This window comes from Martinezella sp. CNPSo 3957, assembly GCF_057784395.1.
On the sequence record NZ_JBXSOU010000020.1, the window covers coordinates 59,125 to 80,545 of the forward strand.

General features: G+C 61.3%; 21 protein-coding genes and 1 other RNA gene. 9 read left to right on the forward strand and 13 right to left on the reverse strand.

Annotated features, from left to right (window positions below; genetic code table 11):
- Window positions 1-91: 91 nt before the first annotated feature.
- Both AC13QE_RS29470 and ffs read right to left on the reverse strand, forming a co-directional pair.
- Complete coding sequence (locus tag AC13QE_RS29470) at window positions 92-1,966, reverse strand: DNA polymerase III subunit gamma/tau (protein ID WP_488486393.1); 1,875 nt, start codon at window positions 1,964-1,966, stop codon at window positions 92-94.
- A gap of 45 nt (window positions 1,967-2,011) precedes the next feature.
- Window positions 2,012-2,109, reverse strand: an RNA gene (gene ffs, locus AC13QE_RS29475) — signal recognition particle sRNA small type.
- 91 nt (window positions 2,110-2,200) lie between these two features.
- Here ffs and AC13QE_RS29480 point away from each other — a divergent pair.
- From AC13QE_RS29480 to AC13QE_RS29500, 5 genes are all read left to right on the forward strand, one after another.
- The gene (locus tag AC13QE_RS29480; protein WP_132721726.1) at window positions 2,201-2,611 is read left to right on the forward strand and encodes an HIT family protein; all 411 of its coding nucleotides are present in this window, start codon (window positions 2,201-2,203) and stop codon (window positions 2,609-2,611) included.
- Window positions 2,608-3,567 (forward strand): NAD(+) diphosphatase, encoded by a 960-nt coding sequence (nudC, locus tag AC13QE_RS29485; RefSeq protein ID WP_488486394.1) that lies wholly within the window; start codon window positions 2,608-2,610, stop codon window positions 3,565-3,567. Before AC13QE_RS29480 ends, nudC begins: the two co-directional genes overlap by 4 nt.
- 12 nt (window positions 3,568-3,579) lie before the next feature.
- Window positions 3,580-4,266 (forward strand): helix-turn-helix transcriptional regulator, encoded by a 687-nt coding sequence (locus AC13QE_RS29490; RefSeq protein WP_112338899.1) that lies wholly within the window; start codon window positions 3,580-3,582, stop codon window positions 4,264-4,266.
- A gap of 82 nt (window positions 4,267-4,348) precedes the next feature.
- Entirely contained in the window at window positions 4,349-4,576 is a 228-nt protein-coding gene (locus AC13QE_RS29495) for a hypothetical protein (RefSeq protein WP_488486395.1), read from the forward strand.
- Window positions 4,577-4,786: 210 nt separating this feature from the next.
- Complete coding sequence (locus tag AC13QE_RS29500; protein WP_112338900.1) at window positions 4,787-5,155, forward strand: VOC family protein; 369 nt, start codon at window positions 4,787-4,789, stop codon at window positions 5,153-5,155.
- Window positions 5,156-5,242: 87 nt separating this feature from the next.
- On the opposite strand, the gene AC13QE_RS29505 is transcribed toward AC13QE_RS29500, so the two are convergent.
- Window positions 5,243-6,097: a prephenate dehydratase gene (locus tag AC13QE_RS29505; RefSeq protein WP_132721722.1), complete on the reverse strand. Its 855-nt coding sequence runs from the start codon at window positions 6,095-6,097 to the stop codon at window positions 5,243-5,245.
- Between the two features lie 24 nt (window positions 6,098-6,121).
- Window positions 6,122-6,877 (reverse strand): 3-deoxy-manno-octulosonate cytidylyltransferase, encoded by a 756-nt coding sequence (locus AC13QE_RS29510; protein WP_488486396.1) that lies wholly within the window; start codon window positions 6,875-6,877, stop codon window positions 6,122-6,124.
- A gap of 151 nt (window positions 6,878-7,028) precedes the next feature.
- Between AC13QE_RS29510 and AC13QE_RS29515 the strand changes: the two genes are divergently transcribed.
- The gene (locus AC13QE_RS29515; protein ID WP_488486397.1) at window positions 7,029-7,607 is read left to right on the forward strand and encodes a c-type cytochrome; all 579 of its coding nucleotides are present in this window, start codon (window positions 7,029-7,031) and stop codon (window positions 7,605-7,607) included.
- Window positions 7,608-7,666: 59 nt separating this feature from the next.
- Here the strand turns inward: AC13QE_RS29515 and AC13QE_RS29520 are convergent, their stop codons facing one another.
- Window positions 7,667-8,824 carry a patatin-like phospholipase family protein gene (locus tag AC13QE_RS29520; protein ID WP_488486398.1) on the reverse strand — a complete coding sequence of 386 codons (1,158 nt, stop codon included), beginning with the start codon at window positions 8,822-8,824 and terminating at the stop codon, window positions 7,667-7,669.
- A 121-nt stretch (window positions 8,825-8,945) separates the two neighbouring features.
- Window positions 8,946-9,890 (reverse strand): AEC family transporter, encoded by a 945-nt coding sequence (locus AC13QE_RS29525; protein ID WP_132721716.1) that lies wholly within the window; start codon window positions 9,888-9,890, stop codon window positions 8,946-8,948.
- A gap of 393 nt (window positions 9,891-10,283) precedes the next feature.
- Between AC13QE_RS29525 and AC13QE_RS29530 the strand changes: the two genes are divergently transcribed.
- Window positions 10,284-11,276: an adenosine kinase gene (locus AC13QE_RS29530; protein ID WP_488486399.1), complete on the forward strand. Its 993-nt coding sequence runs from the start codon at window positions 10,284-10,286 to the stop codon at window positions 11,274-11,276.
- Window positions 11,277-11,363: 87 nt separating this feature from the next.
- Here the strand turns inward: AC13QE_RS29530 and AC13QE_RS29535 are convergent, their stop codons facing one another.
- Window positions 11,364-11,963 carry a cadmium resistance transporter gene (locus tag AC13QE_RS29535; protein ID WP_488486411.1) on the reverse strand — a complete coding sequence of 200 codons (600 nt, stop codon included), beginning with the start codon at window positions 11,961-11,963 and terminating at the stop codon, window positions 11,364-11,366.
- 98 nt (window positions 11,964-12,061) lie between these two features.
- Window positions 12,062-12,601, reverse strand: coding sequence for an SH3 domain-containing protein (locus AC13QE_RS29540; RefSeq protein ID WP_132721710.1), 540 nt, complete (start codon window positions 12,599-12,601; stop codon window positions 12,062-12,064).
- Window positions 12,602-12,791: 190 nt separating this feature from the next.
- On the opposite strand from AC13QE_RS29540, the gene AC13QE_RS29545 reads away from it, so the two are divergent.
- Window positions 12,792-13,793 (forward strand): 2-hydroxyacid dehydrogenase, encoded by a 1,002-nt coding sequence (locus AC13QE_RS29545; RefSeq protein ID WP_132721708.1) that lies wholly within the window; start codon window positions 12,792-12,794, stop codon window positions 13,791-13,793.
- A gap of 142 nt (window positions 13,794-13,935) precedes the next feature.
- Window positions 13,936-15,249, forward strand: a complete 1,314-nt coding sequence (murA, locus tag AC13QE_RS29550; protein ID WP_488486400.1) for a UDP-N-acetylglucosamine 1-carboxyvinyltransferase — start codon at window positions 13,936-13,938, stop codon at window positions 15,247-15,249.
- Between the two features lie 27 nt (window positions 15,250-15,276).
- Here murA and AC13QE_RS29555 read toward each other — a convergent pair whose 3' ends face one another.
- The 5 genes from AC13QE_RS29555 to dnaK all read right to left on the reverse strand — a co-directional run bounded on the left by AC13QE_RS29555 (window position 15,277) and on the right by dnaK (window position 21,269).
- A complete protein-coding gene (locus AC13QE_RS29555; RefSeq protein WP_488486401.1) occupies window positions 15,277-15,756 on the reverse strand; it encodes a GNAT family N-acetyltransferase in 480 nt (159 codons plus the stop codon).
- Entirely contained in the window at window positions 15,753-16,523 is a 771-nt protein-coding gene (locus AC13QE_RS29560; protein WP_488486402.1) for a molybdopterin-synthase adenylyltransferase MoeB, read from the reverse strand. The genes AC13QE_RS29555 and AC13QE_RS29560 overlap by 4 nt, the downstream gene beginning before the upstream one ends.
- Window positions 16,524-16,673: 150 nt before the next feature.
- Window positions 16,674-17,801 (reverse strand): DNA replication/repair protein RecF, encoded by a 1,128-nt coding sequence (recF, locus tag AC13QE_RS29565; protein ID WP_488486403.1) that lies wholly within the window; start codon window positions 17,799-17,801, stop codon window positions 16,674-16,676.
- Window positions 17,802-18,121: 320 nt separating this feature from the next.
- Window positions 18,122-19,267, reverse strand: coding sequence for a molecular chaperone DnaJ (gene dnaJ, locus AC13QE_RS29570; protein WP_132721698.1), 1,146 nt, complete (start codon window positions 19,265-19,267; stop codon window positions 18,122-18,124).
- Between the two features lie 82 nt (window positions 19,268-19,349).
- Window positions 19,350-21,269 (reverse strand): molecular chaperone DnaK, encoded by a 1,920-nt coding sequence (gene dnaK / locus AC13QE_RS29575; protein WP_488486404.1) that lies wholly within the window; start codon window positions 21,267-21,269, stop codon window positions 19,350-19,352.
- Between the last annotated feature and the right edge of the window lie 152 nt (window positions 21,270-21,421).

The following is a 21,421-nucleotide window of genomic DNA, read 5'->3' on the forward strand; positions in this document are numbered from 1 at the left end:
TTCTGCAAGTCTCTGTTTGAGCGGCAGGATATGTCGTCATGGTCGTCAACCGCTTCAAACCGAAGCGGTTCCGCCTGCACTCATCCTAACCTTAGAATTCGATATCGTCGCCCGGCAGGATGTCACCATCGACGGATTCGGCGATTGCCGGAGGAGCAGCGGCTTCATCCTCTTCGTCCATCTCGGGTGCTCGCACCCGCACATCGATGATCTTTGCGCCCGGAAATTGCGCCAGGATCGCCGCGACATCGGGGTCCTGCCGCGCATCGGCGACTCGCTGCTTCTGGGCGTTCGCTTCTGCTTCGACTAGCGTCGGCTGGCCTTCCTCGCGGCTGAGGCTGACGATCCAGTGGATGCCGGTCCATTCCTTCAGCTTGACGGCAAGCTCGTTCAGCAGCGTGCCTGGCGCGCCCGGCATTAAGCTGACATCAAGCCTTCCTGGCTCCAGCTTGACCGGGCGCACGAAGGTGCGCACCAGCGCCTTCAGCTTCGGATCGCGCTTCTGGCTGGCGAGTTCGGCGATGTCGGCCATCGAATTGACAGGCACCAGCGGCTTCGGCGCTTCGGCGGGTTTCGATTCGATGCGTCCGATAGGTTGCGAATCCGGCTGTGTATTCGGCACTGAGCGCAGCATGGCGACCGGTGCGGAAGGTGTGGGTCGCGGCGCCGGCGTTTCCACAGCACGCGCTACGGTATTGCCCTGATAGGACACTGCTCCGCCACCATTGCCACCGCTCGAAGACGAAGAGGGGCGGGAGCCGCCATTCCCATCAGAGAATTCGGCAAGCCTGCGCGCCGCATCTTCCGGTGCCGGCAGATGGGCCGCATGCGCAAGCCGGATCAGCACCATTTCGGCAGCGCCTGCGGTGCGTGAGGCATTCTCCGTCTCGGTGATGCCCTTGAGAAGCATCTGCCAGATGCGGGAAAGTGCGGTTACCGCAACCCCTTGCGCGAATTCCGCCGCTTTCGTGCGCTCGACTTCACTGAGCGATGGATCGTCGGCGGCATCGGGCACATATTTGAGGCGGGTCACGAGATGGGTGAAATCGGCAAGGTCGGTGAGCACGACGACAGGATTGGCTCCGGCCTCATACTGGCTGTTGAATTCGGCAAGGGCTGCCGAAACATCGCCTTTGACGACATGGCCGAAGAGATCGACGATGCGGGCGCGGTCGGCAAGGCCGAGCATGGTGCGCACGGCATCCGCGGCAACGAAGCCGCTGCCATGGGCGATCGCCTGATCGAGCAGCGACAGGCCGTCGCGTGCCGAGCCTTCGGCGGCGCGTGCGATCATGGCGAGTGCTTCCGGTTCGGCCTCGATGCCTTCCTTGCCGGCAATGGTGGTGAACAGCCCGACGAGATCGGAAGCGCTGATGCGGCGCAGATCGAAGCGCTGGCAGCGCGACAGCACCGTGATCGGAACTTTACGGATTTCCGTCGTGGCGAAGATGAATTTCACATGCTCGGGCGGCTCTTCGAGCGTCTTCAGGAGCCCGTTGAAGGCGGCCGTCGACAGCATGTGCACTTCGTCGATGATATAGACCTTGTAGCGGGCCGAAACGGGCCGGTAGCGCACCTGCTCGATGATCTCCCGGATATCGTCGATACCGGTATGCGAGGCGGCATCCATCTCGATGACGTCGACGTGCCGGCCTTCCATGATCGCCTGGCAATGGTCGCCGGGTTCGCGCAGGTCGATCGTGGGACGATCGACTGCAGCGGTCTTGTAGTTGAGGGCGCGGGCAAGGATACGGGCGGTCGTGGTCTTGCCGACGCCGCGCACGCCGGTCAGCATATAGGCCTGAGCGATACGGCCGGTCTCGAACGCGTTGGTCAGCGTTCGAACCATCGGCTCCTGGCCGACCATCAGGTCCGTGAAGTCCTTGGGTCTGTATTTGCGGGCCAGCACCCGGTAACCGGTGCCGGTCGAAGCGGCATCTTTTGCTTGTCGCTCGGTGTCGCTCATCGCCCTGCTTGTTGCCCGGAAAGCCGGGTCTTGCTTTCGGAAAGGGTGGGAGGCTGGCACGAATGACCCGTGCCGGGCTCGTTAGGGCTGCTTCCTTCCGGACCTGACCCGGTTGGCGAGTGGCTCGTCCACCACCAACCTCCCGGATGCACATATCGGCAATATCGTCATCAAAAGCAAGCCAAGGTCAAAAAAAACTGCTAAACATTTGATAAAACAATGGAGGATGCCCCTTTGAAGGAGTTTACGCTCGACGATCGTCTTGCGAATGACAGCGTTTCCGTCGCCATAACTGGCCTTTGCGACGTCAGGCTGATGAAGGATCGCCGCTGGCCGTGGCTCGTGTTGATCCCGCGCCGGCCCGACAAATCGGAAGTTTTCGAGCTGACGCCCCTCGACCGGATCTTGCTGACCTTCGAAACGGATAAGGTCGCAAGCGTCCTGAAGACGGTGACGGGGGCAACAAAAATCAATGTCGGGGCACTTGGAAATATCGTCCGCCAGCTGCATGTTCATGTCATCGCGCGGTTCGAAGGTGATGCCAATTGGCCGGGTCCCGTCTGGGGCTATGGCAAGGCGGAACCCTATTCGGACGAAGACATGAACAGCCTCATAGCCAAGTTGCGGGAAACGCTTTCACAATGAGCCATTCCATCTTTTCCTCGGATGCCCCGCATCCGGAAGCCAGCAGTCTCACCGCTTTCGCGGAAAACCAGCTCAACCGGGATGCCGAGCATCGCGACGAGGAATCGATCAAGCAGGCGCTCGCCAAGGAAGGCACGCACATCCTGGCCTTCGCTCAGGACCGGCTTGTCTTGAAGCATGATGGCCAGGTGCTCGACCCTCTGTTTGCCCGTTACGAGTTGAAGGATCTCGATCCGAATTGGGATGAGGCCGTTCTCCTCGGTTATCGTAAGACCGGCGAGCCTCGGCTTGCCGTGCCCGTACGTGTCAATCCAGACGAGCTTGCCAGCCAGTACAAGCCGGCTGACATGCGCTCTCTCTGGCGCGATCTTCTGCTCGAAGGCGAAATCCTCGGCGAAGCCGCGCAGGGCGTGAGCCTCCTCCGCTGGAATGGCGACAATCGCTTCTGCGGTCGGTGCGGCTCGGTCATGGAAAACCGGATCGGAGGCTACAAGCGGGTCTGCACGGCCTGCGAACACGTGATATTCCCGCGCACCGATCCCGTAGTCATCATGCTTGGCATCGACGAGGAAAGGAATCGCTGCCTGCTCGGCCGCAGCCATCATTTCGCGCCGGGCATGTATTCCTGTCTCGCCGGTTTCGTCGAACCGGGCGAAACCATCGAGAATGCGGTGCGCCGCGAAACGCTCGAGGAATCCGGTATTCATATCGGCCGCGTACGCTATCACGCCTCGCAGCCCTGGCCCATGCCGCATTCCCTTATGATCGGCTGCTATGCCGAAGCCAAGTCGCTGGAAATCCATATGGATGAGGCCGAACTTGAGGATTGTCGCTGGTTCACCCCGGAAGAGACGCTTGCCATGCTCGACCGCGTCTCGGCATCCGGCAATACCTCTCCGCCCAAGGGTGCCATCGCCCATCGCCTGATGCGCGACTGGGTGGAATGGAAGCGCTAGGACTATCCTGCCATGGCCCGCTCCGAACGCTTGTTGACGCTGTTGCAGACGCTGCGGCGCTATCGTCGTCCGGTGAGCGGCGCCGTTCTGGCGGAGGAAACCGGCGTCAGCCTGCGCACGCTCTATCGCGATATCGCCAGCCTGCAATCGCAGGGCGCCATGATCGAGGGCGAACCGGGGATCGGCTATGTCCTGAAGCCCGGCTTCATGCTGCCGCCGATGATGTTTTCCCAGGATGAGATCGAAGCGCTGGTGCTGGGGTCGAGATGGGTGGCGCGCGCAACCGACGCTCGTCTGGCGGCAGCCGGGACCGATGCGCTCGCAAAGATTGCCGCCGTGCTGCCCGCGGACCTCCGCGAGGCGGTCGACCAGGCGGCCGTAGTCGTCGGCACGCGCCGCATCACCGAAGACAAGGCCGATCTTTCCCTGATGCGCAAGGCGATCCAGACCGAGCGCATGGTGCAGCTGACCTATGGCGATGTGAACGGCGCCATCTCGACCCGGCGCATCTGGCCCTTCGCGCTCGGCTATTTCGACAATTCCCGCATCATCATGGCCTGGTGCGAGCTGCGTCAGGATTTCCGCCATTTCCGCGCCGATCGCATCGTCGATTTCGCGGTGCTCGAGGCGCGCTACCCACGCCGTCGCGTCGCTCTGGCAAGAGAATGGCAGGCGCGCGAGGGCCTGGCCCATAATTGATCTCGGAGCGTAACGCTACTGCCAGAAACTGTCAGTAGGGGCGGCTATAATGGGTCCATTCAATCAGGAAGGAGGACCGATCATGGCAGGCAACGTTTCCATCATTTCGCAACATGTGCATCGCGGCGGCATTGAGGCGCGTAAAGGCAAGCATCAGTCATGGCCCGCTCGTCTCTCTGAGGTCGCCCTCGGCTATTTCAGCCGCCGCTGGAATCGCCTCGATATTGAGGAAGTGCCCGATTCCGTGAAGCGGGATCTTGGCTTTCTCGACGGCTGTGAGCCGTATCGAGAGGAAGATCGGATGCGCTGAGGCACTCGTCGCGACTTTCGCGATGACAACCTGCGCATAATCAAAGATCAGAGCGCAAGACGCTGATCCGAAGAGTGCAACGCGCTTTGGAACCGCATCTCCGCACGCATTCAACCAGGCAATGACACAGTCACTCCCGGCGAACTTTACTCCGTGCGCCGGTTCTTATCCGCATGCCCTTAAATTCACCCAAACGAGAGGACCATCCACATGACCAGCCCGAACCTCATCATTTTCTATGTCAAGGATCCCAGCGAAAGTACGCCGTTCTACCGCGATCTCTTCGGCCGTGAGCCGGCATTCGCGTCGCCGAACTTCGTGGCCTTCGCACTCGACAATGGCCTAAGTCTCGGTCTCTGGCGCCGCAGCAGCGTCGAGCCACAGCCCTCCGCCATCGGCAATCGCGGGGAATTGGGCTTCATGGTCGAAGGCACCGGGGCCGTCGAGCAACATTACAGGGATTGGAAGGCACGCGGCCTGCCGATCGCACAGGAGCTGACGACCATGGATTTCGGCCCGACCTTCGTCGTGCTCGATCCGGATGGCCATCGCCTTCGGGTATGTGAGCCGGATAAGTAAGCTGTGATCGCGATTTGTCCCTAACCCTACCCTCTTCCCGTTAAGGGGAGAGGGGAACCCGTCGCAATGGTGTCGCGATAACCCTTCTTAGAGATCGCCCCGCGTCGGGTGCCCCTTGTAGACGCCGAGGATGCGGACCTTTTCGGAGAAGAAGCGCAGTTCTTCCAAGGCGCGGCGCACATGCGCATCGGCGGGATGGCCCTCGATATCGGCATAGAATTGCGTTGCGACAAAACGGCCGCCGAGCTGATAGCTCTCAAGCTTCGTCATGTTGATGCCGTTGGTGGCAAAGCCGCCGAGCGCCTTGTAGAGCGCGGCGGGAATGTTGCGGACGTTGAAGACGAAAGTGGTGACGATCTTTTCGTCCGGCGAGCTGCGTGCCGCCCAGTCTTCATCGCGCGACAGGATGACGAAACGCGTCATGTTATTTTCGGTGTCTTCGACATTCTCGGCGATGATCTCCAGCCCGTAGAGATCGGCCGCGAGCCGCGGCGCCAGCGCCGCCATGCTGCGGTCGCCGGTTTCCTGCACCAGCTTGGCAGCCCCTGCCGTATCGCCGGCAATGACCGGTTTCCAGCCATTGGCGCGCACGATGTTGCGGCATTGTCCGAGCGCGTGGATATGGCTGTGGACCGTGCGGATCTCTTCCTTCTTGACACCGGGCAGCGCCATTAGCTGGAAGCGGATCGGCATGAAATATTCGCCGACGATATGCAGGCGCGATTCCGGCAGCAGATGATGAATGTCGGCGACGCGGCCGGCGATCGTGTTTTCGATCGGGATCATGCCGAGATCGGCGTCGCCGTTCTCGATGGCGGTGAGGGCATCCTCGAAGGTCTGGCAGGGCAGCGGTTCCATAGTCGGGAACATGTCACGGCTGGCCATATCGGAATTGGCGCCGTACTCGCCCTGGAAGGAGATCTTGTTGGTCTTGGTAATCATGGGACTGCCCTTGGGGGAATGCCGTCAATGAGAAGCGGCGGAGAGGATGCGTCTGGCCTTTTCGAGGTCGGCGGGAGTATCGACACCGAGCGGGATCGTGTCAACGATCTCGACATCGATGCGCATGCCGGCTTCCAGTGCCCGCAACTGCTCCAGTGATTCGCGCCGCTCCAGCGGCGACGGACCGGCCTTGACGAATCGCTCAAGCGCGGCGCGGCGATAGGTGTAGAGGCCGATATGGTGATAGAGTGGCCCCTTGCCGTAGGGTGCGGTGGCACGGGTGAAATAGAGCGCGCGCAGGCGATTTTCGGAAATCGGCGAACCGACGACCTTGACGACGCTCGGCAGCGTCTTTTCTTCCTCGTCCCTAATCTCGACGGTCAGCGTGGCGATGTCGACGGCTGGGTTTTCGAGTGGGCGCAGCGAGGCGCGGATGGTCTCGGGATCGATCGTCGGCAGGTCGCCCTGCACATTGACGATGATTTCGGCCCGGCCCTGTGGATCGACGGCCTGCAGCGCCTCGTAGATGCGGTCCGAGCCCGATTGATGATCCTTGCCGGTCATCACGACATCAAAGCCGGCATTGGCGACGGCGGCATAGGTATCCTCATGGTCGACGGCGACGACGATGCGACCGATCGCCGCCTCGCGCGCGCGCCTGGCAACCTGTACGATCATCGGCAGACCGCAAATATCCGCGAGCGGCTTGCCCGGCAGGCGCGTGGAGGCCATGCGGGCGGGAATGAGGACCAGCGTCTTGTCTAAATTTGAATCAGTCATTGTTGGGCCTTCTATTCCCGAGGGAAAAGTGTCAAAACGTCTCATGGTGGAGACCGTTTACAGAGTTGCAAGAAACAGCCAAAAGACATAGGTTTCGCGCGAATTCAAGATGGGCCAGCGGAGGATGCTGGCGGCGAGGGGAGCATAGCAGATGAATTCATCCTACGTGAACATGGGTGTCGGGGCGCTTTTGGCCACGCTGTTCGTGTTGAAGTCCGTGTCGCTCGCGTCAGGATTTATTTTCCATTCAGAGGCGCCGGAAAAGCCCGGTTTTGCCATCGTCGCGACCGAGGAACCGGCTGCGGGCGGTGACAAGGGCGCGGCTGCCAAGCCGGATACGCCGATCGCTCAGCTCCTTCAGAAGGCTGATGCCAAGGTCGGCGAAACGATCTTCAAGAAGTGTCAGGCCTGTCATTCCGGGGAAAAGGGTGGTCCGAACAAGGTTGGCCCCGATCTCTGGGGTATTGTCGACCGACCGGTCGCCGAGCACGAAGGCTTCGCCTATTCGTCCGGCATGAAGGATTTTTCCAAGGGCGGTTCGGAAAAATGGACCTATGATCACCTCTATCACTTCCTGGCCGCGCCGAAGAAATTCGTCGCCGGAACGGCAATGGGCTTTGCCGGCCTGCCGAAGGAAGAGGATCGCGCCAACGTGATCGCCTATCTGCGCACGCTTGCCGATACCCAGGTGCCGCTGCCGGACCCGAACGCACCGGCCGCCACGAACTGAGGCAATTACCGGATCGATTGAAAAACGCGGCCGTCAGGCCGCGTTTTTGTGTTGATCGCTTAGATTGAATGCCGGCGGGATCGCGTCCGCTGATCGAGGTCGAACACCTTCAACCCGTCCTCGGCGCTTGGCGGCATGCGCCAATCCTCGGCAACCAGCGCCTTGCGGGCATCGCGCAAGCCGGCCTCCCAATGCTCGTGCATGGACAGCGCCGAAAACTCGTAATCCTTCGAATGCGACCGGAACTGCTTGTTGCGGTAGATCAGGTGGATGATGGTGACGCCGTAGTCGGAGCAATGTTGCTCCAGCTTCTTGATCTCCGGATCGGCTTTGGCCTCTTCGGGAAGGCGGGCATAGAGCTCCGATATTGCGCGCCGCAGGCGATGGCGTTCCAGAAAGAGATCTGTGTTGAGCCGGGTGCGGCTCGAATAGGTGATGTCCTTGCGCCGCTCCTCGACCTCTTCCAGATCCTGCGGCAGCGGCCCGACGGCGCTGAAGAGATCGACCTGAAAGACGACCGTATCGATATCGGCGCCATTGCGCAGGACGTAGCTGAGCGGCGTGTTCGAGACGAGGCCACCGTCCCAGTAATGCTCGTGGCCGATCTTGACCGCTGGAAAACCCGGCGGCAAAGCGCCGCTCGCCATCACGTGCTCGGGTCCGATCTTGATCTCCTTGTTGTCGAAAAAGGCAAAATTGCCGGTGCGTACATTGACGGCACCGAGGCTCAAACGCACCGGGCCATGGTTGATTCGGTCGAAATCGACGTGATCTAGCAGCGTCTGGCGCAATTGCTCCGTATCGTAGATGCTGGTCGCGCCCGCTGAGCCGCGCGTCTGGAACCAGGCCGGGAGCTGCCACGGGGAAAAGAAGCCGGGCACGCCGAAGGTCGATACCCACCAGCTGCTGACCGAGCGATAGAAAGGGTTGGTCTCGCGGCGATCTTCCATCAGTAGATCGACGGGGAGATGCACGGTCACCTTGTTCCAAAAGGAGCTCAGCGCCTTGAGCCGTTCGCCGGGCACGTTGCCGGCCATGATCGAGGCATTGATCGCGCCGATCGAGATGCCGGCGATCCAGTCCGGCTCGATATTCTGTTCTCTCAGCGCCTGGAAGGCACCCGCCTGATAGGAGCCGAGCGCGCCGCCGCCTTGGAGCACGAAGACCTTCTGCGCATAGGCTGACGCGGGATTGGTGAGCGGAGCTGCAATATTCATGTGCCATCCTTTGCTGCGCTCCGGGTGGGAAGGCCGGGATGCGCAAAATATATGACCATTTTCCTGCCTGCTTCTCCGAAAACGGAGAGATGCCGTTACGATCGGCGGGTTTCGGCCTCGGTTATCCGAGCAGATAGGCCCAGAGCGATACCGAGAATGCGCCGAGCGCTGTCGTCAAGGTAATCGTCGAGGCCGCGAGACTGTGGCCCACGCCGAAGCGATTGGCAATCAGCCACGCGTTCACACCTGTAGGAACAGCGGCCGTGAGGACGAGTGCGGCCCGCCATTCCGGGCTCAGGCCGAGAAGAAGTCCGGCAGCCAGCACGCAGGCCGGCAGCAGAAAAAGCTTGAAGGCGGCAATGACGCTGGTGACGCCGAGATTGCCCGACAGCCCATATTGACGCAGCGCCATTCCGAGCGAAATCAGCGCAGCCGGGCCGGCGATGTTGGCAATGTTGTCGACGACCGTGCCGAGCGTTGCGGGGATGGGAAGGCCGGTCAGGTGGACGATGAGACCGCAGAAAAGCCCGATGACGAGCGGATTGCGCAGGAGATTGCTGCCGACCTGACGCAGCAACTCGCCGGTGCTGCGGCCGGCGCCGGCATTCTCCTTGCGCTCGGCCTGCTCCATCAGCAGCGTGCCTGCGATCATCATCGTTGGAAGATGCACGGCGATCAGGATCGACATCGCCATGACGCCGTCAGGCCCCACCGTGCGCCCAACCAGCGGCAGGCCGATGAAGATCGTATTGGCAAAAGCCGAGGAAACACCGGCGAGCACGCCGATGCGCGCATCCCGCCCGAAGAGCCGTGTCGCGACGATATGGCCGGCAGTCCAAGTGATGGCGACGCCGGAGAAATAGGCGATCCACAATCGAAACGGCGAAGCACCACGAAAATCCGCTTCGGCGATGGTCCGGAACAGCAGGAGTGGCACCGCGACCTTGAAGACGAACTCGCTCATCGCCTCACCGACGTCGACTTTCAACAGGCCGGTGCGGACGATGACCCAGCCGACGAGAATGAGCAGGAAGACGGGAAGAACGTCTGTGAGGATTTCGGACACGCGGGTATGAAGCTCGTGATTTCGAGAAATTGGACCCGAAACTTGTAGCAGCTTGCCCGGGGCTGGAAACCCGCAAAACAAAAAAAGCGGGCTTGGCCCGCTCTTGTCGATCTCGCCCCGGTGGGAAGTCCCCCCGGTGCACATGCCGCCAGTTCATCCGTGGTCGGCCCGCGTACCGGTGAGGCGGAAGGCATCATTCCTTCCCAAACTGGCTCGGAAGTCTTTCGAGCTTCCCATCCCAGTCGCGTGATAAGCATTTAAAGATAGAAAGTGACAGGCAAATGACTGATTGCAATCAAGTTGGCCGCCTACGCGCGGATTTTTCTTTAAAACTTCAGAAAAACCGATAATACCGGATACCGGCTATCACCAGGATCCGGGACCCTCCTATAGATGACTCGCTTCGATGTACTGACCGTCGGCAATGCTATCGTCGACATTATCGCCCGTTGCGACGATCAGTTTCTGATCGACAACAAGATCACCAAAGCCGCGATGAACCTCATAGACGCCGAGCGCGCCGAGCTTCTCTATTCGCGCATGGGACCGGCTCTGGAAGCCTCCGGCGGCAGCGCCGGCAACACGGCGGCCGGTGTCGCGAATTTCGGCGGCAAGGCTGCCTATTTCGGCAAGGTTGCCGAAGACCAGCTCGGCCAGATCTTCGCCCATGATATCCGCGCCCAGGGCGTTCATTACGAAACCAAGGCGAAGGGCACCTTCCCGCCGACCGCCCGTTCGATGATCTTCGTCACCGAGGATGGCGAGCGCTCCATGAACACCTATCTCGGCGCCTGCGTCGAACTGGGTCCAGAAGATGTCGAGGAAGACGTCGTCGCCGATGCAAAGGTAACCTATTTCGAGGGCTATCTCTGGGATCCGCCACGCGCCAAGGAAGCGATCCGCGAGTGCGCCCGCATCGCTCATGCCAATGGCCGGGAAATGTCGATGACGCTCTCCGACAGCTTCTGCGTCGGCCGCTACCGCCACGAGTTCCTCGACCTCATGCGCTCCGGCACCGTCGATATCGTCTTCGCCAATCGTGACGAAGCCCTCTCGCTCTACGAGACCGACGACTTTGAAAAGGCGCTGACTCTGATCGCGGCCGATTGCAAGATCGCCGCCGTGACGACGGGCAAGGATGGCGCAGTCGTCGTGCGCGGCGATGAGCGCTATGTCGTCGATGCCCATCCGATCGAGGAGCGTGTTGACACGACCGGTGCAGGCGATCTTTTCGCGGCTGGCTTCCTCTTCGGCTACACGCAAGGCCGCGGTCTGGAAGACTGCGCCAAGCTCGGCAATCTTGCGGCTGCCATCGTCATCGAGCAGATCGGCCCGCGGCCGATGCGGTCGCTGTCGGAAGCCGCCAAGGAATTCGGGCTTCTCTGACGGAGTCTGTCTCTATCAGCAGATCATCGAAGCCGCCTCCGGCAGATTGCAGGGGCGGCTTTGTTATGAAGTGCCGAAGCAAGCTCATCACCGAAAGAGCGTTACGGTTCCCGCTTCATAGAGGATGAGGATGCCGAGTGCGATCAGCACGAAGGGCACGACCCTGTGTCCATGTCGCCGGATCGGTGCGCCGAGCTTCGGATGATTGACGAGAGAATGTGCTGCACCCAGCCAGACTGCCGTCAGCACTGCGAAGATGCAACCGATGGCCAACACCTCATAGGCTGAGCGTGTCGCAAAGAGAGGCGTATAGACGCTGATATTGTCGCCGCCATTGGCGATCGTGACCAAGGCGATCGCCACGATGTTTCCATGTCCTGCCGAGACCTTGCTGTGATCTTCCGGATTGTCGCCGGCCTCCCCGCCGTTCCAGAGCTCCCATAGCCTGCCGAGGCCGAAATAGATCGGCGCAAGGCCGAGCAGGCCGATATAGGCTGCGGGAATGACGAGAGCGAGCAACGAGGCAATGGCGCTGACGCCGTAAAGAACGCCGATACCGAAATATTGGCCTATGATGATCTGCCTCAATCGGAACTTCGGATCGGCAAAGAAGCCGAGAAGCACGAAAATATCGTCTATGTTCGTCGATGTGAACGTAACGATTGCAACGCCAAGAACGCCGAGCACATACGCCAAGATAGCCGGTCTCCGTTTCTCATACCGGATACATCATTGTGCCGGAAAGCCGTACCATCGCTTATGCGGTGAAAACGCCGAGTGATGCGTTACTTGAACGCCTCGCCGGGGTAGGCGCCCCAGATTTCCGATTGTGCCACCCAGCCCTCGGTGCCATCGGCGGTAACGAGGCACCAGTCGCCCGTGCACTCCTTGACGCTCATCATCACGCCGGGCTGAAGCTTGGCGATGACGGCGGCGGATGGCTGGGATTCACGGCGCATGTTGACAAACACGGCCTTGCCCTTGCCCTTCATCCAGGGTGCGGCGATCGCCGAGCGCTGGCCCGACAGCAGCGACTGGTTGACCCAGCCCTCCGTGCCGTCGGCATCGCGTACGCGGCGCCAATTATCGTATTCTTGAATGATTTCGACCGGCAGGCCCTGCTTGAGATAGAGCCATGATACGGCATAATCCGCGCTCGGCCCGATGCGCAGATTGACCCGCTTCGATTTCAGCGTGACGAAGCGCGGCAGCGGCAGGCCGCTCGGCCCCTTGGCGGCCTGGGCGACGGCAAGATCGGCCGACACAGCGGCCATCATCAGGCCGATTGCGAAAATGGCGCAGGACTTCAAGACATTGCCACGCATGGGAGTTCCGTTCGTTCGTCATGACAAAGGCGCCATTCCGGCGACCTTTCGCTCCGGTGAGCGGCAAATCCTCGGATCGCGTCAGCGAGTTTTGTTTGTCTTCGCCTGCGGGTCTGGTAGAAATGCCCGGAACGGGAAAATTATCCTGCTTCTTGGTTAAGAACATCTGAACAAGGCATCGCCGCTCGCCATGACGACGAAGAAAAAACCGAAGGTCTACGTCACGCGCAAACTGCCTGACGCGGTGGAGACGCGCATGCGTGAACTCTTCGATGCCGAGCTCAACATCGATGATCGCCCGCGCACCAAAGCCGAATTGATGGAGGCGGTCCGCTCGGTCGATGTGCTGGTGCCGACCGTCACCGACCGCATCGATGCCGAGATCATCGAAGAAGCCGGCCCGCAGATGAAGTTGATTGCCAGCTTCTCAAACGGCACGGATCATATCGATGTCGAGGCCGCCGCCCGCCGCGGCATCACTGTCACCAATACGCCGAATGTGCTGACCGAAGACACCGCCGATATGACCATGGCGCTCATCCTCGCTGTGCCGCGGCGACTGGCGGAAGGTGCGCGCGTGCTGACCGACAACCCCGGCGAATGGGCCGGATGGTCGCCCACCTGGATGCTCGGTCGCCGCATTCACGGCAAGCGCATCGGCATCGTCGGCATGGGGCGGATCGGCACCGCCGTCGCCCGCCGCGCCAAGGCGTTCGGCCTATCAATCCACTATCACAATCGCAAGCGCGTCAATCCGGCGACCGAGGACGAGCTGGAGGCGACCTATTGGGACAGCCTCGACCAGATGCTCGCCCGCGTCGATATCGTCTCGGTCAATTGCCCGTCGACACCTGCGACTTACCATCTGATTTCGGCCCGCCGCCTGGCGCTGCTGCAGCCGACGAGCTACATCGTCAACACGGCGCGCGGCGATGTTATCGACGAAGCGGCGCTGATCAAGATCCTGCGCGAGGGCAAGATCGCCGGTGCCGGCCTCGACGTGTTCGAGAACGAACCGGCCGTCAATCCGAAGTTGGTCAAGCTCGCCAACGAGGGCAAGGTGGTGATCCTACCCCATATGAGTTCGGCCACGCTCGAGGGCCGAATCGACATGGGCGACAAAGTCATCATCAACATCCGCACCTTCATCGACGGCCACCGCCCGCCCAATCGCGTGCTGCCCTTTCGATGACGGAAGCATGCTGATTCGCCCGCTGAAACGGGGCTGAATACCCGGCTGCAAATTTGATCTCACTTCCCTCTCGTCAGTCATGTGCATGTCACAAAGCCGGCCCAGAGGTGACCACAAACACAAATCAGGAAGGGCGGAAATCATGGCGCGCGCGCTGCCGCATGAGCGGATTCAATATGTGGTCGAGGGCGGCTTCAAGCTGTCGGGAGAGATCGAACCGAGCGGCAACAAGAATGCCGCATTGCCGATTATCGCCGCATCGCTTCTGACCGATCAGCGGGTCGAGCTCAGCAACGTGCCGCGCATCCGCGACGTCGAGGCGCTGGTGGAGCTGATCCAATCGGTCGGTGCGAAAGTACGTTGGCTCGGTCGCAACGAGCTTGAAATCGAAGCGCGCGAGCTTCGCCCCGCCAATCTCGATCCCGATCTCTGCGCTCGCATCCGCGCCTCCATCCTGCTTGCCGGTCCGATGCTGGCACGCTGCGGCGAGATCACCCTGCCGCCGCCCGGCGGCGATGTTATCGGCCGCAGGCGTGTTGATACGCATTTCCTGGCGCTGGAACAGCTCGGCGCGAGAATCGAGGTCAATAGCGTCTACAGCTTCCACACCGAAGGGCTGCGTGGCGCCGATGTCTTCCTCGATGAGCCATCCGTGACGGCGACGGAAAATGCGCTTTGCGCTGCCGTGTTCGCCGAGGGGACAACGATCCTGCGCAATTGCGCGTCCGAGCCGCATGTACAGGATCTAGCCCGCTTCCTGATGGCCATGGGCGCCCGAATCGAAGGCGTCGGCACCAATATGATGACCATCCACGGTGGCCAGCGGCTGAGTGGTGCGTCGCATCGCATCGGCCCCGATCATAACGAGGTGGGCTCCCTGATCGGCCTTGCCGCCGTCACCGGCTCGGAAATCACCATCCGCCGCGCTGGCGTCGAGCATTTGCGCTCCACGCTGATGACCTTCGAGCGCCTGGGCATCCGCTGCCAGATCGACGGCGACGATCTCATCATCCGCTCCGGTCAGGAGATGAAGATCCAGCCTGATTTCGGCGGCCATATTCCGAAGATTGAAGATCAGCCCTGGCCGGCGTTTCCCGCCGATACGATGTCGATCGCCATCGTCACCGCCTCGCAATGCGACGGCGTCGTGCTGATGTTCGAGAAAATGTTCGAAAGCCGCATGTTCTTCGTCGACAAGCTGATCGCCATGGGCGCCCGCATCGTGCTGTGCGATCCGCATCGCGCCATCGTCGCCGGCCCCTCCAAGCTGCGCGCCGCCCAGCTCGAAAGCCCTGACATCCGTGCCGGCATGGCGATGCTGATCGCAGCCATGTGCGCCGAGGGCACGAGCGTCATCAACAATGCCCAGCAGATCGAGCGTGGCTATGAGCGCATCGAGGAGCGGCTGAATGCCATGGGTGCCCGCATTACTCGCATCCCGCCACGCGAAGCGTGACGGCCCCGTTGATCGGCTAAGGATGCGCTAGGCAATCGCCTTGCGCATCTCGATCGATGTCGTCCGATCGAAACCGGCATGGCGATTTTCGGCCGTCTTGCGAAAGCCCCATGCGGTGAAGGTAGCATGGTTGTCGACCAGCTCGATCCGCGTTTCCAGCCGCAACGCTTTGAGGCCAAGCTCTCGCGCCGTTGTCTCGGCAAGGCCTAGCAGCCGCTTGCCGATACCTCTGCCCTGTGCTGCCGGCAGCACGGCGAGCTTGCCGACATACAGGCTTTCCAGCTCCGGCCGACAGAAAATGCAGCCGACCAACTGCTCGCCATCGAGTGCCGCATAAGCGATCTCGCTAAACGCCTTCGCTGTCAGCGTTTCGGATGTCAGCGCCAGCGCCGAGGACGGCGGATCGATGCGGCCGTTCATGTAGGCGAAGGATGCCAGGATGAGATCCAGCAACGCATCCCAGCGGTCGAAGCCGTCATCGAGGCGACGAAACGCGATTTCGCTCATTCCGCCGCGACCCGGGCGCGTTTGCGGCGATAGCGTACGGTTTCGAAGCGCGAGGAAAGCCCATCATAGAGCAGCAGGCGGCCGATCAGCGGCTCACCGATGCCTGTGATAAGCTTGATCGCCTCCATTGCCATCAGCGTGCCGATGACGCCTGTCAGGGCTCCGATGATGCCCGCTTCCGCGCAGCTCGGAATCAGGCCCTCTGGCGGTGGCGCCGGGAAGAGATCGCGATAGCGCGGATTGAGGTTGCCATCCGCGCCGCTCTCGTAAGGCTTCAGTGTCGTCACGGACCCGTCGAATCTTCCGACAGCGCCGGTCACCAGCGGCAGATGCGCCGCCTCGGTCGCGTCGGCTGCAGCATAGCGCGTGTCGAAATTGTCGGAGCCGTCGATGACGAGATCGAAACCGGCGAGGTGCCGTGCGGCGGTATCGGCGTTGAAGCGCTCTTCGAAGCGGATGGTGCGCACGTGCGGGTTCAGCCGCGCGATGGCGTCTGCCGCGCTCTGCGTCTTCATTTCGCCGATCGTGCCTGTATCGTGAATCACCTGACGTTGCAGGTTGGACAGCGAAACGCGGTCGTCGTCGGCAATGCCGAGCGTACCGACGCCGGCGGCCGCGAGATATTGCAGCACCGGCGCACCAAGGCCGCCGGCGCCGATGACAAGCACGCGGGCCGCCTTCAATTTTTGCTGGCCCGCGCCGCCGACCTCCGGCAGGAGAATATGGCGGTGATAGCGGGCAATTTCGTCTGAGGTCAAAGGATCCATGTGCTTGAGTTTAGCACAATCGCGGTGAAGGAGGCGTTAGAGCCGGATGATTTTAGGTCTATTCGACCTAAAATCTGAATCCGGCTCTACAATCAAATAAGTAGAGCATGATGTCGTCCGAAAACCGCTCACACTTTTCGGCATCATGCTCTAGGATTTCGTAATGCCGCCATGCGCCACGGTAAAGAATTGCGCGCGCTCGCCAAGCGCCGAGAACATCGACCTGTCGGTACCAGTCATGAAGGCCTGCCCGCCGAGCCCGTCGATGAGATCGAAGAGGGCTGCACGCCGTCCCTCGTCGAGATGTGCAGCGATCTCGTCCAGCAGCAGGATCGGCGCATAGCCTGTAAGATTGCCGACGAGCCGCGCATGCGCGAGGATAAGGCCGACGAGCAGGGCCTTCTGCTCGCCGGTGGAGCAGCGTTCTGCCTCCATGTCCTTTTCGCGGTGACGTACGAGAAGGTCGGCCCGATGCGGCCCTTCCAGCGTCCGGCCGGCAGCGGCGTCACGGTAACGCCCCTCGCGCAGCATGTCGGCATAGACATCTTCGAGATCGACGGCCGGCCGGTCGAACTGGCCCTCGAGAAAGCCGGAAAGATCGAGTGCCGCCGAGGGGAACGGCGTCGTCTCGCGCGTTTCGGCGATCAGCCGCGAGAGGAGGCCGAGCATTTCCTGCCGCGCGATCGCCATCGCGATGCCGAGGCTCGCCATCTGCTCCTCGATGCCGCCGAGCCAGGAAGGATCGAACCGGCTTTCGGACAAAAGCTTGTTGCGGCTGCGCATGGCGCGCTCGAAATCGCTGGCGCGGCGGCCATGAGCGGGATCGAGCGACAGCACCAGCCGATCGAGGAAGCGGCGACGCTCCGAGGAGCCGCCGGTAAACAGGCCATCCATGGCCGGCGTCAGCCAGAGGACGCGCAGGTGATCGGTCAGCTCGTCGACCGTCTTGGCCGGCGTGCCGTTGATTCGAAGCCTGCGGGCTGTCGATTCGTCCACCGTGTCGATGCCGGTGCCGATCTCGACGCTGCCGTCCATGCCTTCGAGCTCGGCAAAAATGGAAAATCCGCCTGCCGCATTGACCCGGGTGACATCGGCATAGGCGGCGCGGCGCAGGCCCCGGCCGGGCGAAAGCAGCGAGACCGCCTCCATGAGATTGGTCTTGCCCGCGCCATTGTCGCCCGTCAGCACCACATGCCGCTCGTCAAGCGTCAGCGTCGTGGCCGCGTAATTGCGGAAGTCGGTCAGCTTCAGTCGCGAGATGGAAACCTTGTTCGGCATCGGTCTTTCGGATTCTGGGTCGATGGGCGAGGCGTATGCCGAACCCCGGCCAAGTGCAAGGTTTTTGCCGTCGGCAATGGGTGCAAGAGAGATCGAGGACGCTTCCAGAGGCCGCCCCTGTCCTTCGACGTGTTCAGGAGGAGGGTGGAGTGGCTTTTACGCCAAGTTCAGCAGATCAATCCTTGTAATAGCGGACGTCCCTCGTGGTGAAGACGCCCGCAGAGCGGTCTCGAACCACGAGGCGGCTGATTCGCGTACACCAACAAAAAATCCGGCCGAATCATCGGCCGGATTCATGTGAAACAGCTTTGCTTGGCGAATCAGTCGCTGAACGTATCGAAGAAATCCTTCATGCGGGCGAAGAAGCCCGTCGATTCGGGATTGTTGTCCTTCGAAGAGATCTGCTCGAATTCCTGCAGCAGTTCGCGCTGGCGCTTGGTGAGCTTCTGCGGCGTTTCGATCTGGATCTGGATGTAGAGATCACCGACCTGGCTGGAGCGCAGCACCGGCATTCCCTTGCCCTTCAAGCGGAACTGCTTGCCGACTTGGGTTCCCTCGGGGACGCTGACGCGCGATTTCGTGCCATCGAGCGTCGCTACATCGAAGGTGCCGCCAAGCGCCGCCGTCGTCATCGAGATCGGCACGGCACAATAGAGATCGGCGCCGTCCCGCTGGAAGAACTCATGCGGCTTGACGGAGAGGAAGATATAGAGGTCGCCCGAGGGGCCGCCGCGAAGGCCCGCTTCGCCTTCGCCCTGCAGGCGGATGCGCGTGCCGTCTTCGATGCCGGCCGGAATGTTGACGGAGAGCGAACGCTCTTCGGTCACGCGGCCTTGGCCATGACACTTGGTGCAGGGGTCGGGAATGATCTGGCCGCGGCCATGGCAGGTCGGGCAGGTGCGCTCGACGGAGAAGAAGCCTTGCGCCGCGCGGACGCGGCCGGAACCCTGACAGGTGCCGCAGGTCTTCGGCTGCGTGCCGGGCTTGGCGCCCGAGCCGGAACAGACGTCGCAGGTGATCGAGGTCGGAACGCGGATCTGCGCCGTCTTGCCGCTGAAGGCTTCCTCGAGCGAGATTTCCATATTGTAGCGAAGATCGGCGCCGCGCTCGCGGCCGCCGGACGAGCGACCGCGCGCGCGTCCGCCACCCATCATCTCGCCGAAAATATCCTCGAAAATGTCGGAGAAGCCGCCGCCGCCGAAACCGGCTCCGAAGCCGCCACCGCCGCCCATGCCGCCATGCTCGAAGGCTGCATGGCCGTAGCGGTCATAGGCTGCGCGCTTTTGCGGGTCCTTGAGCGTTTCGTAGGCTTCGTTGATTTCCTTGAACTTCCGCTCGGCGCTGCTGTCGTCCGGATTCTTGTCCGGGTGATATTGCATCGCCAGCTTGCGAAAGGCGCTCTTCAGCTCTTTCTCGTCCGCTGTTTTTGAGACGCCCAATGTCTCGTAAAAATCCGCTTTTGCCATTAAGGACTAGACCCCGGAAATGGATTTCCGGCTGCCCCGAAGGCAGCCGGATTTAAGTCTCCTAGAACCTTTCGGTTCGCGCTTATGCAGACCGCTTGTGGTCGCCTTCGTCCTTGATTTCCTCGTAGTCGGCATCGACGACGTCGTCCTTGCCGCCTGCTGCCGAGGCATCGCCGGAACCGCCTTCCGCCTGCTGCGACTCATAGATCGCCTGGCCGAGCTTCATGGAAACTTCCATAAGCGTCTGGGTCTTGGCCTTGATGTCTTCGGCATCCGGTTCGGAAGCTTCAGTTGCCGCCTTCAGCGCTGCAATCGCGTCGGAAATCGCGGTGCGATCGGCTTCGGTGACCTTGTCGCCGTAATCCTTCAGCGACTTCTCGCTGGAGTGGATCAGGCTTTCGGCCTGGTTCTTGGCTTCGACACCTTCGCGGCGCTTCTTGTCTTCGGCAGCATGGGCTTCGGCATCCTTGACCATCTTTTCGATGTCGGCGTCGGAAAGACCGCCGGAAGCCTGGATGCGGATCTGCTGTTCCTTGCCGGTGCCCTTGTCCTTGGCCGAAACCTGAACGATGCCGTTGGCGTCGATATCGAAGGTGACTTCGATCTGCGGAACGCCACGCGGTGCCGGCGGCAGGCCGACGAGGTCGAACTGGCCGAGCAGCTTGTTGTCCGCAGCCATTTCGCGCTCGCCCTGCGAAACGCGGATGGTCACGGCCGACTGGTTGTCGTCGGCGGTCGAGAAGGTCTGCGACTTCTTCGTCGGGATCGTCGTGTTGCGTTCGATCAGACGGGTGAAGACGCCGCCGAGCGTTTCGATGCCGAGAGACAGCGGGGTCACGTCGAGGAGCAGAACGTCCTTGACGTCGCCCTGCAGCACGCCGGCCTGGATAGCGGCGCCGAGCGCGACGACTTCATCCGGGTTGACGCCCTTGTGCGGCTCCTTGCCGAACAGCTGCTTGACGACTTCCTGTACCTTCGGCATGCGGCTCATGCCGCCGACGAGAACGACTTCGTCGATTTCAGCGGCGGTAACGCCGGCATCCTTGAGGGCTGCCTTGCACGGAGCGATGGTGCGCTGAACGAGATCGTCGACCAGGCTTTCGAGCTTGGCGCGGGTCAGCTTCAGCGTCAGGTGCTTGGGGCCGGTGGCGTCTGCCGTGATGAAGGGCAGGTTGATTTCGGTCTGCTGCGCGGACGACAGTTCGATCTTGGCCTTTTCGGCAGCTTCCTTCAGGCGCTGCAGGGCAAGCTTGTCGCCCTTGAGATCGATGCCATTGTCCTTCTTGAACTCGGCAACGAGATATTCGACGAGGCGCATGTCGAAGTCTTCACCGCCGAGGAAGGTATCGCCGTTGGTCGACTTCACTTCGAAGACGCCGTCGCCGATTTCCAGGATGGAGATATCGAAGGTGCCGCCGCCAAGGTCGTAAACGGCGATGGTCTTGCCGTCCTTCTTGTCGAGGCCGTAAGCAAGGGCTGCAGCCGTCGGCTCGTTGATGATGCGCAGGACTTCAAGACCGGCGATCTTGCCGGCATCCTTGGTTGCCTGGCGCTGAGCGTCGTTGAAGTATGCGGGAACGGTGATGACGGCCTTGTCGACCTTTTCGCCGAGATAGGATTCGGCGGTTTCCTTCATCTTCTGAAGGATCATTGCGGAAATCTGTGCGGGCGAATAGCCCTTGCCGTTGGCTTCTACCCAGGCGTCGCCATTGTCGCCCCGAACGATGTTGAAGGGAACAAGGTGCTTGTCCTTCTCGACCGTCGGATCTTCGTAGCGGCGGCCGATGAGGCGCTTGACAGCGAAGAGGGTGTTTGTGGGGTTGGTGACAGCCTGGCGCTTGGCCGGCTGGCCGACGAGACGTTCACCGTCGTCGGTGAAGGCAACCATGGAGGGGGTCGTCCGGGCGCCTTCGGCATTTTCGATCACTTTTGCGTCCTTACCGTCCATGACGGCGACGCAGGAATTTGTCGTTCCAAGGTCGATACCAATTACTTTTGCCATGTCATTCTCTCCTTGAAGCAAGCTATCGGAACCCCTGTCAGGCATTCCATTGACAGCCCCTTACGGGATGGTCTTGAGGATTGCGCAGCCATGACTGCGGTGATGCCGCGTATATAAGTAGCGGTTTTACTGACTGCAAGGCAGGAAATCGC